The organism is Ottowia pentelensis, assembly GCF_964341695.1.
On sequence record NZ_OZ224513.1, the window covers coordinates 1,950,762 to 1,968,132 of the forward strand.

17 protein-coding genes, 1 tRNA gene and 2 pseudogenes are annotated in these 17,371 nt (G+C 67.2%); 14 read left to right on the forward strand and 6 right to left on the reverse strand.

Features of this window, described 5'->3' with window-relative positions:
- Positions 1-303 precede the first annotated feature (303 nt).
- From ACWHMB_RS09465 to ACWHMB_RS09475, 3 genes are all read right to left on the reverse strand, one after another.
- Positions 304-798 (reverse strand): EVE domain-containing protein, encoded by a 495-nt coding sequence (locus ACWHMB_RS09465; protein ID WP_293221800.1) that lies wholly within the window; start codon positions 796-798, stop codon positions 304-306.
- 102 nt (positions 799-900) lie between these two features.
- Positions 901-1,650 carry a lipoyl protein ligase domain-containing protein gene (locus tag ACWHMB_RS09470; RefSeq protein WP_293221798.1) on the reverse strand — a complete coding sequence of 250 codons (750 nt, stop codon included), beginning with the start codon at positions 1,648-1,650 and terminating at the stop codon, positions 901-903.
- 57 nt (positions 1,651-1,707) lie between these two features.
- Positions 1,708-2,685, reverse strand: a complete 978-nt coding sequence (locus ACWHMB_RS09475) for an NADPH:quinone oxidoreductase family protein (protein ID WP_377482030.1) — start codon at positions 2,683-2,685, stop codon at positions 1,708-1,710.
- A 155-nt stretch (positions 2,686-2,840) separates the two neighbouring features.
- Here ACWHMB_RS09475 and surE point away from each other — a divergent pair, with 155 nt between their 5' ends.
- The 12 genes and pseudogenes from surE to istB all read left to right on the forward strand — a co-directional run bounded on the left by surE (position 2,841) and on the right by istB (position 12,453).
- Positions 2,841-3,611, forward strand: coding sequence for a 5'/3'-nucleotidase SurE (gene surE / locus ACWHMB_RS09480; protein ID WP_377482033.1), 771 nt, complete (start codon positions 2,841-2,843; stop codon positions 3,609-3,611).
- Positions 3,611-4,411, forward strand: coding sequence for a protein-L-isoaspartate(D-aspartate) O-methyltransferase (locus ACWHMB_RS09485; RefSeq protein WP_377482036.1), 801 nt, complete (start codon positions 3,611-3,613; stop codon positions 4,409-4,411). The genes surE and ACWHMB_RS09485 overlap by 1 nt, the downstream gene beginning before the upstream one ends.
- Positions 4,412-4,428: 17 nt before the next feature.
- The gene (locus tag ACWHMB_RS09490; protein WP_377482039.1) at positions 4,429-5,340 is read left to right on the forward strand and encodes a peptidoglycan DD-metalloendopeptidase family protein; all 912 of its coding nucleotides are present in this window, start codon (positions 4,429-4,431) and stop codon (positions 5,338-5,340) included.
- A 126-nt stretch (positions 5,341-5,466) separates the two neighbouring features.
- The gene (gene rlmD, locus ACWHMB_RS09495; protein ID WP_377482042.1) at positions 5,467-6,939 is read left to right on the forward strand and encodes a 23S rRNA (uracil(1939)-C(5))-methyltransferase RlmD; all 1,473 of its coding nucleotides are present in this window, start codon (positions 5,467-5,469) and stop codon (positions 6,937-6,939) included.
- 46 nt (positions 6,940-6,985) lie between these two features.
- Positions 6,986-7,061: transfer RNA gene (locus ACWHMB_RS09500), tRNA-Asn, on the forward strand.
- Between the two features lie 220 nt (positions 7,062-7,281).
- Positions 7,282-7,866 (forward strand): annotated as a pseudogene (gene istA, locus ACWHMB_RS09505) (IS21 family transposase); the annotation flags it as partial.
- 79 nt (positions 7,867-7,945) lie between these two features.
- Complete coding sequence (gene tnpA, locus ACWHMB_RS09510) at positions 7,946-8,341, forward strand: IS66-like element accessory protein TnpA (protein ID WP_377516450.1); 396 nt, start codon at positions 7,946-7,948, stop codon at positions 8,339-8,341.
- Positions 8,338-8,676, forward strand: coding sequence for an IS66 family insertion sequence element accessory protein TnpB (gene tnpB, locus ACWHMB_RS09515; RefSeq protein WP_377485453.1), 339 nt, complete (start codon positions 8,338-8,340; stop codon positions 8,674-8,676). The genes tnpA and tnpB overlap by 4 nt, the downstream gene beginning before the upstream one ends.
- A gap of 84 nt (positions 8,677-8,760) precedes the next feature.
- Positions 8,761-10,422, forward strand: coding sequence for an IS66 family transposase (gene tnpC / locus ACWHMB_RS09520; RefSeq protein WP_377485456.1), 1,662 nt, complete (start codon positions 8,761-8,763; stop codon positions 10,420-10,422).
- Between the two features lie 49 nt (positions 10,423-10,471).
- A complete protein-coding gene (locus ACWHMB_RS09525) occupies positions 10,472-10,642 on the forward strand; it encodes a hypothetical protein (protein WP_377516451.1) in 171 nt (56 codons plus the stop codon).
- A gap of 36 nt (positions 10,643-10,678) precedes the next feature.
- Positions 10,679-11,626: pseudogene (locus ACWHMB_RS09530) on the forward strand (Mu transposase domain-containing protein); the annotation flags it as partial.
- A complete protein-coding gene (gene istB / locus ACWHMB_RS09535) occupies positions 11,623-12,453 on the forward strand; it encodes an IS21-like element helper ATPase IstB (RefSeq protein ID WP_377485458.1) in 831 nt (276 codons plus the stop codon). The pseudogene ACWHMB_RS09530 and the gene istB, both read left to right, overlap by 4 nt.
- Before the next feature lie 202 nt (positions 12,454-12,655).
- On the opposite strand, the gene ACWHMB_RS09540 is transcribed toward istB, so the two are convergent.
- Both ACWHMB_RS09540 and ACWHMB_RS09545 read right to left on the reverse strand, forming a co-directional pair.
- Positions 12,656-13,744 carry an NADH:flavin oxidoreductase/NADH oxidase gene (locus ACWHMB_RS09540; protein WP_377484837.1) on the reverse strand — a complete coding sequence of 363 codons (1,089 nt, stop codon included), beginning with the start codon at positions 13,742-13,744 and terminating at the stop codon, positions 12,656-12,658.
- Between the two features lie 141 nt (positions 13,745-13,885).
- Complete coding sequence (locus ACWHMB_RS09545) at positions 13,886-14,731, reverse strand: Bug family tripartite tricarboxylate transporter substrate binding protein (protein WP_377614793.1); 846 nt, start codon at positions 14,729-14,731, stop codon at positions 13,886-13,888.
- Positions 14,732-15,154: 423 nt separating this feature from the next.
- On the opposite strand from ACWHMB_RS09545, the gene ACWHMB_RS09550 reads away from it, so the two are divergent.
- Entirely contained in the window at positions 15,155-16,342 is a 1,188-nt protein-coding gene (locus tag ACWHMB_RS09550) for a CaiB/BaiF CoA transferase family protein (protein ID WP_377484833.1), read from the forward strand.
- 11 nt (positions 16,343-16,353) lie between these two features.
- Positions 16,354-17,106: an SDR family NAD(P)-dependent oxidoreductase gene (locus tag ACWHMB_RS09555; RefSeq protein WP_377484831.1), complete on the forward strand. Its 753-nt coding sequence runs from the start codon at positions 16,354-16,356 to the stop codon at positions 17,104-17,106.
- A 71-nt stretch (positions 17,107-17,177) separates the two neighbouring features.
- Here the strand turns inward: ACWHMB_RS09555 and ACWHMB_RS09560 are convergent, their stop codons facing one another.
- Positions 17,178-17,348, reverse strand: a complete 171-nt coding sequence (locus ACWHMB_RS09560; RefSeq protein ID WP_377516451.1) for a hypothetical protein — start codon at positions 17,346-17,348, stop codon at positions 17,178-17,180.
- Positions 17,349-17,371 lie beyond the last annotated feature (23 nt).

Here is a 17,371-nt window from a genome sequence, read left to right on the forward strand (position 1 = left end):
GCTGTGCTGGCAGCCGCAGGCGCAGCCGGCGCCGGGGCGGTCGGCGCAAAGGCAGTTGAAGGCAGAGACGGGGGACATGATGGTTCCTTTCCTGGACAAGTGAACCCGACGGGTTCGAGGAAAGCGATTCTGGAGTCCGGACGACGCCTTGACTTGAATGAAACGGCTGACTTGCGGCCGTCGGCGCGATCAAGCCACCCGTCAGCGCCCGGCCTTCAGGTTCGATGCGTGCGCGTGCGATCGCATTCGGGTCGAACCGATGCGGCGGGCGACCGGGCGCCTGCTTGCCCGATGCTGACGCCGCTACGACTGCGCCTGCAGCAAGGCGCCAATCACCGCCCATTCGCCCGGCTCCACCGGCGTGATCGACAGGCGATTGCCGCGCTGCAGCACCCGCATCGCCGCCAGATGGGGGTGCTGGCGCAGTTCGGCCAGCGTGAGCAGCCGTGTCTTGCGCAGCGCCTGCACGTCCAGCAGCAGCCAGCGCGGCTTGCCGGGGCTGGACTTGGCGTCGAAGTAGGGCGATGCGGGGTCGAACTGGGTGGAGTCTGGTCGCACGCCCGAGGCCACGCGCGCGATGCCGGCGATGCCGGGCTCGGGGCAGCTGGAGTGGTAGAACAGCACGCCGTCGCCCACCTGCATGGCGTCGCGCATGAAGTTGCGCGCTTGGTAGTTGCGCACGCCCGTCCAGGGCACGGTCTGGCCGGGGGCGGCCAGGGCGTCGTCGATGCTGCACTCGTCGGGCTCGGACTTCATCAGCCAGTAGCGGGGCGCGTGGGCCTTGGGGTTCGGGTGCATGGGGCGATTGTGGACGGCTGCCGCCGTTTGGTATCCTGAATTTTGTTCTATGAACAAAATAAGGTCGCAGCGCCCGCCGATCAAGCGCGAAAAGCTATCAATTCAGGATTGACTGGAAGCATTGGCCGCCCCGGGCAGTCCGGCGTGCTCCAGGGCTGCCGACAGCAGGTGGCGCACGCGCGGCATCAGGCCGTCCGGCGCCCGCGGCCCCAGCACCTGGGCCAGGCTGACGGTCTTGGCGGGGTCGTAGCGGCGCTCGCTGCCCAGGGCCTGCTCGAAGGCGTTGGCCCAGGCGTGCGCAGCGGCCAGGTCGGGCTCGACCAGCAGCACGGCGTGGGCCAGCACGGCGTGGGTGGTGGGGCCCGCGGGGTGGCGGGGCAGGGGGCGCCAGTACTGCGCGGTGCCGGCGATCTTGCGCGCCTGCGCGCCGCTGCCGCAGGCCAGGTTGAAGCGGCCGTCGCAAAACGAGCCGCTGACGGCCTGCCAATGGCTTGCCACGCCCAGCGCCTGCAGCGCGTCTTGCAGCAGCGCGCACAGGTGCAGGTAAACCCGCTCCATCCACGTGCCGGGGCCGCCGGGCAGGGTGTAGACCAGGCTCAGGTTGAGGATGCCAGGGCCTTGCGGCACCAGGCCGCCGCCCGAGGGGCGCTCGTACACCGGGCAGCCGCGCGCGGCAAACTGCGCCGCCACCGGCTCGAAGCTGGCGTGCCGCCGGTAGCTGCGCGGCACGACCAGGGACACGGGGCCTTCCCACAGGCGGGCGCGGGGCACGCCGGCGTGCTGCAGCAGGGCCAGGTCGGCGGCGATCGGGTCGCCGCCGGGGGTGGGCTCCTGCGTGACCTGAAAGCTCATGGGCCGGGCCGGGTGTCGATCAGCGCGCGTCCGCCTGGGGCGCCGGAGCGCGTCGCGTCAGTCGTTGACCAGCACCAGCTTGCCGCGCACCTGGCGGCTGTTCATGCGCGCGTAGGCCGCCTTCAGCTCGCCCATGGGCATCTGGCGGTCGATCTGCGGCTTGATCTTGCCCTGCGCGTACCAGCCGACCAGCTCCTGCATCATGGCGGCGTTGGCGGCCGGCTCGCGGCGCGCGAAGTCGCCCCAAAACACGCCGACGATGCTGGCGCCCTTGATGAGCGCCAGGTTGATCTTGATGGAGGGGATCTCGCCCGCGGCAAAGCCCACCACCAGGTGGCGCCCGCGCCAGCCAATGGAGCGGAAGGCCGCCTCGGTGAAGGCGCCGCCCACCGGGTCGTAGATGACGTCGGGGCCCTTGCCCTCGGTCAGCGCCTTCAGGCGCTCGCGCAGGTCCTGCGTGCTGTAGTTGATGGTCTCGTCGGCGCCCAGCTGCTGGCAGAAGGCGCACTTGTCGTCGGTCGAGGCGGCGGCGATCACCCGCGCGCCGGCGATCTTGGCGATCTGGATCGCCGACATGCCCACGCCGCCGGCGGCGCCCAGCACCAGCACGGTCTCGCCGGCCTTCAGCTGCCCGCGGTCCAGCAGCGCATGGTGGCTGGTGGCATAGATCATGATGAAGGCGGCGGCGTCGACCGGCGGAAAGCCCGGCGGCAGCGGCATGCACAGCTTGGCCGGCGCCAGGGTGTGGGTGGCAAAGCCGCCGGTGCCCGACAGGCAGGCCACCATCTGGCCGACCTTCAGCTCGGTCACGCCTTCGCCCACGGCCTCGATCACGCCGGCGTATTCGGAGCCGGGCACGAAGGGCAGCTCGGGCTTGAACTGGTACTTGTTCTGCACGATCAGCAGGTCGGGAAAGTTCAGGCTGGCCGCCTGGATGCGGATCAGCACCTGGCCCTTGGCCGGGGCGGGGGTGGGCAGCTCCTTCCACGTCAGGGCGTCCACGCCCACGGGGTCTTCGCACAGCCAGGCATGCATGTTCGGTTCTCCTTGTGATCGGTGGCGGGCTCAAGACCAAGCCCTCCGTCGGCCCGATGATAGAAGCGCCGCGCGCGCCGTGCCGGTCGCGCGCGTGACCGGCCACTCGAATGCGGCGCACCCCTACAATCGGTTGCATTCACCCGCTCTCGACCATGAAGATTCTGCTTTGCAATGACGACGGCTACCAGGCGCCGGGCATCGTGGCGCTGCACGCCGCGCTGGCGGCGTTCGCCGAGGTCGAGGTGATCGCCCCCGAGCAGAACAACAGCGCCAAGTCCAACGCGCTGACGCTGCACGCGCCGCTGTACGTGCACCGCGCGCCCAACGGCTTTCGCTACGTCAACGGCACGCCGGCCGACTGCGTGCACATCGCGCTGACCGGGCTGCTGCAGTACCGCCCCGACCTGGTGGTGTCGGGCATCAACAACGGCGCCAACATGGGCGACGACACCATCTACTCGGGCACCGTGGGCGCGGCCATGGAGGGCTATCTGTTCGGCATCCCGGCCATGGCCTTCTCGCAGGTCGAAAAGGGCTGGGCGCACATCGACGCGGCGGCGCAGGCCGCGGGCGACCTGGTGCGACGCATCGGCGCGCAGTCGCTGTCGCGCGAGCAGCCCTGGCTGCTCAACGTCAACATCCCCAACCTGCCGCTGGCCGAGCTGAAGCCGCCCAAGGTCTGCCGCCTGGGCCGGCGCCACGCGGCGCAAAACGCCATCACCATGACCAGCCCCTACGGCGAGACCATGTACTGGATCGGTGGCGCCGGCGGCGCGCTGGACGCCAGCGAGGGCACCGACTTTCATGCCACCGCGCAAGGCCATTTGTCGCTCACGCCGCTGTCGGTGGACTTGACCGACCACGCGGCGCTGGCCTATTGGGCGCAGGGCCTGGGCCACATGATGGCCGGGGAGAAGCCCTGATGGCGCGGCCACCCGAGCGGCCGGGCTTTCCCGCGCGCATCGACCTGGGCTCGCGCCCGGCGCCAGCCAAGCGGCCCGCGCCCAGCGCGGCGCCGACGGCCGCGGCGGCCCGCGCGCCGGCCCCCGCCGCGCTGCCCGGCGCCGCGCGCGATGCGATCCCGGCGCGCGGGCGCATGGTGCAGGCGCTGGCGGCCGGCGGCATCCGCGACCCGGAGGTGCTGCGCGCCATGGGCGCGGTCGACCGCCACCGCTTCGTCGACCACGCGCTGGTGGCCCAGGCCTACGAGGACACGGCCCTGCCCATCGGGCTGGGGCAGACCATCTCCAAGCCCAGCGTGGTGGCGCGCATGGTCGAGCTGCTGATGCAGGGCGTGGCCCGTGGCGCCGACGGCCGGCCCGGGCGCGTGCTGGACATCGGTACCGGCTGCGGCTATCAGGCGCTGGTGCTGGCGCAGCTGGCCAGCGAGGTCTACAGCGTCGAGCGCCTGCGCGAGCTGCACGAGAAGGCGCGCGCCAACCTGCGCCCCCTGCGCGTGCCCAACGTGCACCTGATCGTGGGCGACGGCATGCAGGGCTTTGCCAGCGGCGCGCCGTATGCCGGCATCGTCTCGGCCGCCGGCGGCGAGCAGGTGCCCGAGGCCTGGATCGAGCAACTGGCGTATGGTGGCCGCATCGTGGCGCCCACGGTGCAGGCCGGCGGCGCCCAGGCGCTGGTGGTGATCGACAAGACGCGCCAGGCGATTCGGCAGACGGTGTTGGAGGGCGTTCACTTCGTGCCTCTAAAATCGGGCGTTTCCTAGGGTCAAGGACAAGATATATGCAGGTGTCAGGTCGCAAGGCGTGGTGGGCTGTGGTGCTGGCGGCCACGCTGCTGGCGGGGTGTTCGTCGATGTCGATGAACCGCGCGCCGGTCGAGGACCGCAACGTCGGCACGGCGGCCGTGGACGCTGCCACGCTGCCCGGCGCCGAAAACGCCGGCAAGCCCGGCTACTACACGGTGCGAACGGGCGACACCATCATGAAGATCGCCACCGAGGTCGGCCAGCCCTGGCGCGAAATCGTCGGCTGGAACAAGCTGGAGAACCCCAACGCGATCGAAGTCGGCCAGGTGCTGCGCGTGGTGCCGCCGGTGGGCTCGCTGCCGCCGCCAGCGGTGCCGGCACCGGTCGAGAGCGCCCGCGCGCCAGCGCACGCGCCGGCCGCCGGCAAGACGGCGCCCGTCCCCGTGGCCACCCAGACCACGCCCGGCGTGCCCCCGCCGGCCGCTCCGGCGCCTGCACCGGCGGCGGAACCGGCCCCCACCGTGGCAGCGGCGCCAACGCCGCCGGCGCCGCCACCTCCGCCGCCCTCGGCGGGCGCCGACAGCATCAAGTTCATCTGGCCGGCCAAGGGACCGGTGATCGCCCGCTTCGACGAGGACAAGAACAAGGGCCTGGGCATCGGCGGCAAGGCCGGCGAGCCGGTGCTGGCCGCCGCCGACGGCCGCGTGGTCTACGCCGGCGCCGGCCTGCGCGGCTACGGCAACCTGGTCATCATCAAGCACAACAACACCTTCCTGACGGCCTACGCCCACAACCAGAAGCTGCTGGTCAAGGAAGACCAGAACGTCAAGAAGGGCCAGGAGATCGCCGAGATGGGCTCCACCGATTCGGACCGCGTCAAGCTGCACTTCGAGATCCGCCGCTCCGGCAAGCCGGTGGACCCGGCGCGCTATCTGCCGCCGCGCTGAGCCGCGGCCGGCCGCAGGCAACGGGCGCTCGCGTGGGCGCCCGTTGTCATTTCTGCCATCCACGAAAAACTACTGAATTGATAGCTTGTCGCGCTTGATGGACAAGCGCCACAGCCCGATTTGACCATGAACCCCGAAGACCAAGCCACCCGCCCCGACGTGCCGGCGGACGCGCTGCGCATCGAATCGATGGACCTGGACGCCCAGGGCATCGCCCACCGCGCCGACGGCAAGGTGGTGTTCGTCGACGGTGCCTTGCCCGGCGAATGGGTGAGCGCCCAGGTGCACCGCAAGAAGAACAACTGGGAGGCGGCCACGCTCACCGCCGTGCACCGCGCCAGCAGCCTGCGCGTGGCGCCGCGCTGCCCGCACTTCGGCCTGCACGCGGGCGCCTGCGGCGGCTGCAAGATGCAGCACCTGGACGCCAGTGCGCAGGTCGCCATCAAGCAGCGTGCGCTCGAAGACCAGCTGTGGCACCTGGGCAAGGTCAGGCCCGAACTGATCCTGCGCCCGATCGAAGGGCCGGCCTGGGGCTATCGCTGGCGCGCGCGCCTGTCGGTGCGCCACGTGCTGAAAAAGAGCGAGGTGCTGATCGGCTTTCACGAGCGCAAGAGCCGCTACGTGGCCGACATGCGCGAATGCCACGTGCTGCCGCCCGCGGTCAGCGCACTGCTGCTGCCGCTGCGCGCGCTCATTGCCGGCATGGATGCGCGCGACACCTGCCCGCAGATCGAGCTGGCCTGCGGCGACGAGGTGATCGCGCTGGTGCTGCGCCACCTGCAGCCGCTGAGCGCGGGTGATCAGCACAAGCTGCGCACCTTTGCCGCCGAACACGGTGTGCAATGGTGGCTGCAGCCCAAGGGGCCCGACACCGCGCACTTGCTCGACCCCGAAGGCGCCGCGCCGCTGGCCTACGCCTTGTCCGAGTTCGGCGTCGGTCTGCCGTTTCGGCCCACCGACTTTACCCAGGTCAACCCGCACATCAACCGCGTGCTGGTGGCGCGCGCGCTGCGCCTGCTGCAGGTGCAGCGCGGCGAACGCGTGATCGACTGGTTCTGCGGCCTGGGCAACTTCAGCCTGCCGCTGGCCACCCAGGCCGGCCAGGTGCTGGGCGTGGAGGGCAGCGCCGCCCTGGTGGCGCGCGCGCGGCAAAACCTGCAGGCCAACCAGGCGGCGGCGCGCGACGGCCAGCGTTTTGCGCCCACCGAGTTCGTGGTGCGCGACCTGTTCGAGATGAGCCCCGAGCAGCTGGTGCGCGACGGCACGGCCGACCGCTGGCTGGTCGATCCGCCGCGCGAAGGCGCCTTTGCGCTGGCCAAGGCCCTGGCCGCCATCCACCAGGCGCGCACCGGCGCCGAAGGGGCCGAGCCCCTGCCGGCGGGCGCGGCCGGCTGGCAGCCGCCCCGACGCATCGTCTACGTCAGCTGCAACCCGGCCACCCTGGCGCGCGACGCCGGCCTGCTGGTGCACCAGGCCGGCTACCGCTGCAGCGCGGCCGGCGTGGTCAACATGTTCCCGCACACGGCGCACGTGGAAAGCATGGCGGTGTTCGATCGGGTGGACGCGGTCAATGATGGCGGCACCGCAAAATTAGCCTGAGGTTGGCCGGAAAGCCCAAAAATCCAAGCTATAATTTGAGGCTTGTTCCCCGATAGCTCAGTCGGTAGAGCGCCGGACTGTTAATCCGTAGGTCCCTGGTTCGAGCCCAGGTCGGGGAGCCAAATACCGCAAGGAAACCCCGCTACTCAAAAGGTAGCGGGGTTTTTCTTTTTTCGGGTCGTGTAGCCACGGTGTAGCCACCGGGACGGGGATTTGGCAAGCTCCTGTTGCCGCCGACCGAATTTTGACCATCTGAGAGGCGAAGTGCCGAAGTAAATTTGACCAGGGTGCTCAACTGACCTGCTGAACATTTAAGCAGCGGGGAATTCAGGAGTGATCACCATGGACATGATGGGCAAGATCAGGCGGCTGCACTTTCGTGACCGTCTGTCGTTCAGTGAGATTGCGCGGCGCACGGGCCTGTCGCGCAACACGGTCAAGAAATGGGTCAAGGCGCCCGAGGGCAGCCAGCCCAGGTATCGGCGCGACGCCAGGCCCGGCAAACTCACCGCCTGGCACGAAGCGCTGATCCAGGCACTGCGCGCCGATGCCAGGCGCCCCAAGCATGAGCGGCGCAGTGGCCGGGCCTTGCACGCGCAGATCAAGGCAGCGGGCTACAAGGGCAGCTACTCGCGCGTCACCGACTTCATTCGCGCCTGGCGCCAAGGTGGCGGTGAAACGGGTGCGCCGCGCGCCTTCGTGCCGCTGGCGTTTGAGCTGGGCGAAGCCTTCCAGTTCGACTGGAGTGAAGAGGGTCTGGTCGTGGGCGGCATCTACCGGCGCCTGCAGGTAGCGCACCTGAAGCTGTGCGCGAGTCGAGCCTTCTGGCTGGTGGCCTATCCCGGCCAGGGTCACGAAATGCTCTTTGATGCCCACACGCGCGCCTTCGAGGCGCTGGGCGGCATTCCGCGTCGCGGCATCTACGACGTGAGCGTCCAGTCCTCCCATCTTGAAAGCGTGCTCGTGGCATAGGAGTCTCGTGTCCACCTCAACTCTTGGTGGACTCGTGAACACTATCCCCGATCAACAAGCCGGTCCGCGTCGTCGGCGTCGGCTGCACAGCGATGAGTTCAAAGCTGATGCGGTAGCGGCCTGCGCGCAGCCGGGCATGTCGATGGCCGCGGTGGCGATGGCCCACGGCATCAACGCCAACCTGCTTCGGCGCTGGGTGCACGAAGCAGAGATGCGGCCGAGCCGCGACATCGTGCGGGCAGACGCCGGCAACGCAGCCAAGGCGCAAGAGTCCAAGACGGTCTTCGTCCCTGTCAGCCTGCCGGCGCCGACGCCACCGGCCCTGGACATCCGCGTCGAACTGCGGCGCGGGCCGACGACGGTCACGGTGTCCTGGCCGGCAGGTGCCGCAGCCGAGTGCGCAGCCTGGATGCGCGAGTTGCTGCAATGATCCGCATTGACGCGATGTGGCTGGCCGCCGAGCCGATCGACATGCGCGCCGGAGCCGAACGCCTGCTGGCACGCGTGGTGCAGGTCTTCGGCGCGGCGCAGGCGCACCACGGCTACCTGTTCGCCAACGCCCGCGGCACGCGCATCAAGCTGCTCGTGCACGACGGCTTCGGCGTGTGGTGCGCGGCGCGTCGGCTCAACGCCGGGCGTTTCGTCTGGCCTGGAGCGACGAACGTGACGTCCTCGCTGTCGCTCACACCGGCGCAGTTCGACGCCCTGGTGCTGGGCCTGCCATGGCAGCGTCTTGCCGAGCTCAGTGTCATCACACGGGCCTGACAGGTCGGCGCCAGCGTCCCCTGGCGAGCGTTGACAGTGGATGTGCCGATGTTTGCATCGGCACGCTCGGGCACCATACGCTCTATGCTTGGCGCGGCCGATCTTCTTGCAACGAATCCTTCTGGGCTGTCGGCCGAGGCGGCCGCGCTGATTGCCCAGTTGCGCCAGCGCCTGCAGGACCAGGAGCAGCAGTTGGCCGAGCGTGACGCGCTGCTGCAGCGCAAGGACCGCGAGATCGCACTGCGCGAGGCCAAGATCGAGAAGATCACCTTCGAGCTGGCCAGGCTCAAGCGCTGGAAGTTCGGCGCCAAGTCCGAGGCCATGAACGCCGAGCAGCGTCGCCTGTTCGAGGAGACGCTGGCCGAGGACGAGGCTGGCCTGCGCGAGCAGCTCGAGCGGCTTCGGCGTGAGGCGGCCGCTGCTGCTGCCGCTGCCTCGGGCATGACAACCAAGGCGCCCTCGCGCAGGCCACGCCGCAACCCGTTCCCCGAGCACCTGCGCCGTGTGGAACACCGTCACGAGCCTGAACACACCGACTGCCAGGAGCCCGGTTGCGGACGTCCCATGACGCGCATCGGCGAGGAGATCAGCGAGCGGCTGGACATCGTGCCGGCCGAGTTTTTCGTGCACCGCCACATCTACGGCAAGTGGGCCTGCCGCTGCTGCCAAGTGCTGCGCCAGGCGCCCAGCGTCGCACAGGTCATCGAAGGCGGCATCGCCGCCAGTGGCTTGGTCGCGCACACGCTGATCAGCCGCTTCGTGGACCACATGCCGTACTACCGGCAAGAGACGGTCAACGCCCGCAGCGGCGTGCACACGCCGCGCTCCACGCTGGCGTCCATCGCCGGCCAGGCGGGGGCTGCGCTGGAGCCGCTGCACGATGCACTCAGGCGCTTCATCCTCAGCTGCGCAGTGCTGCACGCCGACGAGACCCCGGTGGCCTTGCTGGACCCGGGCGCGGGCAAGACGCGAAGAGCCTACGTCTGGGCCTACGCCAGAAGCTGGCACGACGCGGTGCCCGGTGTGATCTACGAGTTCTGCGCGGGACGCGGAGCGCAGTACCCGCTGGCATTCCTGGAAAGACACGGCGAGCGATGGTCGGGCACGTTGCTGACCGACCGCTACAGCGCTTACGAGACCGTGGTCGATCCGCGGCTGTACCCGGACCGCCGGGGCGCCGCCTGCGTCGCGCACGCGCGCCGCAACTTCGAGGAGCTGACGCAGGGCGGCACCAGCGTGGTGGGCCTGGAGGCGGTGCGCCGCTTCGCGCGAATCTACGGAATAGAGGCCGAGCTTAAGGACCTCAGCGACGATGAGCGCCGCGCACATCGCCAGCGGTTGGCCAAACCTTTGTGGCAGGAGCTGCAGCATTGGTTGCAGCTGGAGCGCCGGCTGGTGGCCGACGGTGGCCCGACGGCCAGGGCCATCGACTACGCACTGGTGCACTGGGCCGCGCTGACGCGTCACCTGGACGACGGCGCGGTCGCCATCGACAACAACCACCTGGAGCGCCAGATCAAGCCGTGGGCCATGGGGCGCCGGGCATGGATGTTCGTGGGCAGCGAGCTGGCCGGCCAGCGGGCCGCCATCGTGATGAGCCTGGTGCAGTCGGCGCGCATGAACGGGCACGATCCCTGGGCCTATCTGCGCGACGTGCTGCAGCGCCTGCCCACGCAGCCGAACAGCCGGATCGAGGACTTGCTGCCGCATCGCTGGCAGCCACTGGCCGATACAGTGAACGGATGAAGAACATCGAGACGCTCATCGCTGACGGCGCGGCGACATCACCATCGGCATGATCGCAGGCGTGGAGTGCAGCGCCACGGCAGCCGATGGTCACAACGCGCTGGCCATGCTCGTGCGGCGCGAGGGCGAAACCATCAGCGCCTTGCTGCGCCGTCTGGACAAAGCCGTCGGCAGGTACTACCTCACCGACGAGCCAACTGACGAGATCAACCCGCACTGACGGCTCCGTCAGCTGGGTCAAGGTGGTCCGACTGGACGTTCACTCTACGACAACATGCGCACCGCTGTCGACAAGGTGCACAAAGGCAAGGGCCGCACCGTCAACGCTCGCTTTGCGGTGATGTGCAGCCACTACCTGTTCGATGCCGACTTCTGCAACGTGGCCTCCGGCTGGGAGAAAGGCGTGGTGGAGAAGAACGTGCAGGACAGTCGCCGTCGCATTTGGGTAGAGGCCGGTCAGCGGCGCTTTGGCAGTTTCCTGGAACTCAACGTCTGGCTGGCCGAGCGATGCCGGGCGCTGTGGGCGCAAGAGCGCCACCCCGAGCATCGGCAGTTCAGCATCGCCGAGATGCTGGAGCACGAGCGCTCTCACCTGATGCCCATGCCTGCGCCCTTCGATGGCTACGTCGAGAAGCTCGCTCGCGTGTCCAGCACCTGCCTGGTCGCCGTGGCGCGCAACCGCTACTCGGTTCCCTGCGAGCTGGCCGGACAGATGGTCAGCACGCGGCTGTACCCGAATCGGGTGGTGATCGCTGCGGGCGACGCCATCGTGGCCGAGCACGAGCGACTGGCGGGCGAAGGCCAGACACACTACGACTGGCAGCACTACCTGCCGCTGCTGCAGCGCAAGCCCGGAGCGCTCAGAAACGGCGCCCCATTCCGTGACCTGCCCGAGCCATTGCAACGGCTCAGGCGAGGCCTGTTGCGCGAGCCTGGTGGTGACCGCGTGATGGCCCAGGTGCTGGCGCTGGTGCCCGGCGTCGGCTTGGAGGCGGTTCTGGTGGCGGTGGAGCTGGCGCTCGAAGGCGCGCCGCCATCCGGGCGCGTGAGCGTCGAGCACGTGGTCAACGTGCTGGCTCGCCTGGCGGCGCCAGCGGCGCCGCAGCAGGCAAGCACCGCGCTGCGCACGAGCGTGACGCCGCTGGCCGACACCGCGCGCTATGACCGCCTGCGCGCCTTCAGCCTGACGGGGGAGCTGTCATGAGCGCCGCCACTGCTATGACGACGGCGCGCGACATTGGCGTCGAACTCAAGGGTCTGCGCCTGCACGGCATGGCCACAGCCTGGGCCGAGTTGACCGAGCAGGGCAGCCAGGAGATGGCCGGCACCCACTGGCTGCTGGAACATCTGCTGCAGGCCGAAGCCACGGATCGGGCCATGCGCTCGATCCGTCACCAGATGAGTGCCGCCCGGTTCCCGATGCACCGCGACCTGGCTGGCTTTGACTTCGAGGCTTCGCCGGTCGATGAGGCCCTGATCGGCCGGCTGGCAAGCTTGGAGTTCACCAGCGCGACGCACAACGTGGTGCTGGTGGGCGGGCCGGGTACCGGCAAAACGCATCTGGCCACCGCGCTGGGGATCGCGGGCATTACCGAGCATGGCAAGCGCGTGCGGTTTCATTCCACGGTGGATCTGGTCAACGCGCTGGAGCAGGAGAAGGCCCAGGGCAAGGCCGGACGCATCGCAGCCAGCCTGTTGCGCATGGACCTGGTGATCCTCGATGAGTTGGGCTACTTGCCCTTCAGCCAGGCGGGCGGCGCCTTGCTGTTTCACTTGCTCAGCCGGCTGTACGAGCACACCAGCGTGATGATCACCACCAACCTGGACTTCGCCGAGTGGAGCGCGGTGTTTGGCGATGCCAAGCTGACGACGGCGCTCTTGGATCGGCTCACGCATCACTGCCACATCGTGGAGACGGGCAACGAGAGTCATCGCTTCCGGCATTCGAGTGCCACGGCCAGGAGTCAGATCAGCCGGCGTGAGCAGGCGCGCAGAAAGCCTCAAGGGGCCGCCGCCGAACCAGGTCAATGAACGAGTGCCGCGCGTGCAAAGCCGCTTCGGGCTACGCCCTGCGCGCCTTTGCACGCGCATCCGTCAGCAGACCAACCAACCAACCAGACAGGACATACACTTATCCACAGCCGAGCACGCCAAGCTCGGCCTCAACCCCCTGGTCAAAATTCAATCGGCACAGGTGGTCAGAATTCAATCGGCGCCGACAATCAAGGGACTCTCACCGAGATGCATTTGCTCGTGCACGGCTGGCGCCAACGGCACGTGCATACTGGATCGGCCAATCTGAATTCGCTTTGAGCTTGCGAGCTGCGTGCAGTGCCCAGTATGGATCATCCAGAAAGCCGCGGCCGAGAAAGACCAGATCCGCAAGCCCGGTGCCGACGATCTGTTCGGCCTGCACAGGTTCGGTGATCTGTCCCACGGCGCCGGTGGCGATACCGGCCTGCTCACGTATGGCGGTGGCGAAGGGCACTTGGAAGCCTGGGGCCGCAGGAATGGGCGAATCGGCCGTCACGGCGCCGCTGGAGCAGTCGATCAGATCTACGCCGATGTCTTTCATCCACTTTGCGAGTTGAATGGACTGTGCGAGATCCCAGCCACCCGCCACCCAGTCTGTGCAGGAAATTCGCACGAACAGCGGAAATTGCTTCGGTAGCGACTCACGCACGGCTGTCGCCACATGCAAGGGCAGACGTGCTCGATTCTCCAGGGTGCCGCCGTAGTCGTCGCGCCTTTGGTTGGAGATCGGCGAGAGGAAGGAGTGCAACAAGTATCCATGTCCCATGTGGCACTCGATCAACTCGAATCCGGCGGCAGTGGCGCGCCGTGCGGCCGCGGCAAAATCGTCCACCACCTTTTTCAAGTCGGCTGTACCCATTTCGAGCGGCGGCGGATAGTTGTTGGCGTACGAAACCGGACTCGGCCCAAGCGGTGTCCACCCTTGAGGTTGGTCATAGATTGGCTTATGTCCCTGCCAAGGAACTGCGGTGGCTGCCTTACGGCCCGCATGCGCGAGCTGAATTGCTGGAACGGCGCCGGCTTGTCGTATGAACTCTACGATGGGCCGGAAGGCTTGAGAATGTTCATCCGTCCAAATGCCGAGGTCCATCGGGCTGATGCGACCTTCGCGTGAGACCGCGCACGCTTCGGTCATAACGATGCCAGCTCCGCCCATGGCACGACTGCCGAGGTGCACAAGGTGCCAGTTGTTTGGCATGCCCTCTGTACTCGAGTACGTGCACATGGGCGAGACCGCGATGCGGTTACGGAAACTGAGCGAACGCATCTGGAACGGCGAAAACAGCATTGACATATGTGCCCTTGGCGATGCGGTGAAACGGCCTTTGGGTGATGGAAGCGCGGCGACCTGTCGTGTCCCATCGCGCTGCCCCGGGAGCGCCGATCAGCGGACTGCTGCAAGTCCGCTGTGGGATACGCGTTCTTCGCTTCAGTAGAGCTGCAGCTTCACGCCCTTGGCCATGTGCTGCCACAATGCGATGTCTGATTTGACCGTGGTGGCGAACTCTTCGGCTGTCTTGATGGGCGGTTTGAGCATGTTCTGCGTAGCGAATTTCTGCCGCATGTCCTCCGTGGCGAGGATCTTATTGATTTCCTCGTTCATGCGATGCACGATACCCATCGGGGTGCCAGCCGGGGCGAATACGCCGTACCAGCCATCGGCGTCGAAGTTGTAGCCCTGCTCCTTTACGGTGGGCACCTCCGGAAGAGCGGGGCCACGGGCTGAGCCGGTAGCGCCAATGGCAACCAGCTTGCCGGCGCGCACGTGCGGAATGGGCGACGCGATATCCGTGAAGCCGACCATGATGTTGCCCGCCAGAAGATCCTGAACTTCTGTGGCCGTTCCCTTGTACGGAACGTGTGGCATGTCCAAGCCGTAGTGTGCCTTGATGCCCTCCATGGCCAAGTGGCCGCTGGAGCCGTTGCCCCAACTGCCGTAGGCCAACTTGCCCGGGTTGGCCTTGGCATAGCCAATCATGTCCTGCAGATTCTTGAAGCCCGATTTTGGGTTAGCGATCAGCAGGATTCCGGCCGCACCGACCTGCGCCACCGGCAACAAGTCCTTCTCGGTGTCGTAGGGCATCTTGGCTTGGACGAGCGGGTTGATCGCGATCGCCGAAGAGGGCGTAAGGAGGAACGTGTAGCCGTCGGGTGCAGCCTTGGCGACAGCATCGTTACCGATAATGCTGTTGGCACCCGCCTTGTTGTCGATCACCACCGGTTGCTTCAAGGCTGCCTGCAATGGAACGCCGATCATGCGGGCGTATATATCCATGCCGGAGCCTGGAGAGCCCGGAACTACAAGGCGGATCGGCCGGTTGGGCCACCCGTCCGGTTGGGCAGCAGCGCCCCAGACGAGTGTCATGAGGGAAGCGCCCAGGACTGTGCGTCGGGACAGGGAATGATTGAACACAGGTCGTCTCCTTACGGTTGGCCGCGGTTGCTTGGCAAAAATGGTGAATGCTCATGCAGTGTATTTATCGGACCTGGTTCTGTCAAATGGAACTCAATTGAGGGTGTTCCTAATGGGGTCACTCAACGTCCCGAGCCGCGGGACGAACAATTGAGATGGGGTGTAGCGCAGCGGGCTCGCAGCGATTCGAATGCAGATGCCAACTGTCGAGTGAGTTCCAAATTTATTCAAAATTTAAAAAAAATGGAATTTGCAGGTAAAATGGAAACGAACAGGAGCTCACCCATGTCCTACCCTTTTTCCGGCGTCACCGTCCTGGACCTGACGCAGATTTACAACGGCCCTTACGCCACCTTTCTCTTGGCGCAAGGCGGAGCCGAGGTCATCAAGATCGAGCCGCCCGGCGGTGAGCATTTGCGTAAGCGCTCGGGCGCCAGTGGCGCCGCAATGCCGTTCGCCATGCTCAATGCCAACAAGCGCACCATGACCCTGAACCTCAAGTCCCCGCAGGGGCGCGAGCTGCTGCTGGAGTTGGTGAAGCAGGCGGACGTGCTGGTGGAAAACTTTGCGCCGGGCGTCATGGACCGGCTGGGCTTGGGCGAGGGCGTGCTGCGTCAGGCCAATCCAAAACTGATCTACGCGGCCGGCTCCGGCTACGGCAAGACCGGCCCCTACCGCGACTACCCGGCGATGGATCTGACGGTGCAAGCCATGACCGGCGTAATCGACACCACTGGCTATACCGACGCGCCGCCTGTGAAGTCGGGCCCGGCCATCGCCGATTTCATGGCCGGCATCCACCTGTACGGCGCGATAGCCACGGCGTTGTATGAGCGCGAGCGCACCGGCAACGCCCGTACCATTGAGGTCTCCATGATGGAGGCGGTGTATCCCACGCTGGCCTCGAGCCTGGGGCTGTTCTACGGCTCGGGCGAGGCGCCTCGCACTGGCAACCGCCACACGGGCATGTCGCTGTGTCCATACAACGTATACCCCACGTCCGATGGCTACATCGCCATCATCACCAACAACGAGCAGCATTGGCGCAGCCTGGTGGAGGCGCTGCAGTGCCAGCACCTGGCGCAGGATCCACGCTTTGCCACGGTGAAGGAACGTTGCAGCCACATGGATCTGTTGGACGGCATGCTGGGTCAGATTACTCGCGGCTACAACAAGGCGGAACTGTTCGAGCGCCTGATCCAGAACCGCGTGCCCTGTGCGCCGGTGCGCACGTTGGAAGAGGTAGTGAACGATCCGCACCTGCATGCACGCGGCTCGCTGCGGTGGATCGACCATCCCGAGTACGGCCGTATCGTGGTGCCTAGTACGCCGCTGCGTTTTGGCGGGGAGGATGCCGCAGTTTCCTATCAGCCCAGCGCCCGCCTGGGGGCGGACACAGAGGCCATCCTGCACGAGCGCCTGGCGCTGGACGCGGCGCAAGTCGAGGCGCTGCGCACGCAGCAGGTTTTGTGAGGGAGGTGCGCATGAAATCCCTGGAAGGACGCGTGGCGTTGGTGACCGGCGCCGGTTCCGGCATCGGCCGCTCTGATGCCTTGGTGCTCGCCGAGCGCGGCGCGGTGCTGATTGTCAATGACTTTGACCCGACGGCGGCCGACGAGACCGTGGCACAGATCGTAGGTGCCGGCGGTCGCGCCGTGCCCTGCGTCGGGGACGTGGGCGATGCGGGTGCCATCACCGAGGCCATCGACGCGGTGCGCCAGCAGGTCGGCGAAATCGACATCCTGGTGAACAACGCCGGCATCTCCGGCCGCCAACAGGCGTTCGACGCCATTTCCGACGCCGACCTCACTCGCATGTTTCAGGTACATGTAATGGGTTCCTGGTACTGTACCCGCGCGGTGCTGCCCGGCATGAAGGCGCGGCGCCGGGGCAAGATCATCAACACTTCGTCCATCCTGGGGATGTCGGGGCGCAAGCGCAGTTCGCATTACGCCGGTGCGAAGGCCGCCCTCATCGGCCTGACCAAGGCTTGGGCCAAGGAGTTTGCCGAGTGGAATATCCAGGTGAACGCAGTGGCACCTGGGCGGGTGCGCACGCCGATCTTGGGCGCTTTCGCCCACTCCGAGGTATACCGCCGAGACCTGCAGGCCAACGTGCCGCTGCAGCGGCGGGGCGAGCCCGAGGAAGTCGCCTGGCTGGTCGCCTTCCTGGCCTCCGACGAGGCCGATTACATTACCGGCCAGGTGATCAGTCCTAACGGCGGCGAAGTGATCTGAATGTGTGTTGCCCTTTTGTTCGACCACAGTGAACGTCCAGTCGGACCACCTTGACCCAGCTGACGGAGCCGTCAGTGCGGGTTGATCTCGTCAGTTGGCTCGTCGGTGAGGTAGTACCTGCCGACGGCTTTGTCCAGACGGCGCAGCAAGGCGCTGATGGTTTCGCCCTCGCGCCGCACGAGCATGGCCAGCGCGTTGTGACCATCGGCTGCCGTGGCGCTGCACTCCACGCCTGCGATCATGCCGATGGTGATGTCGCCGCGCC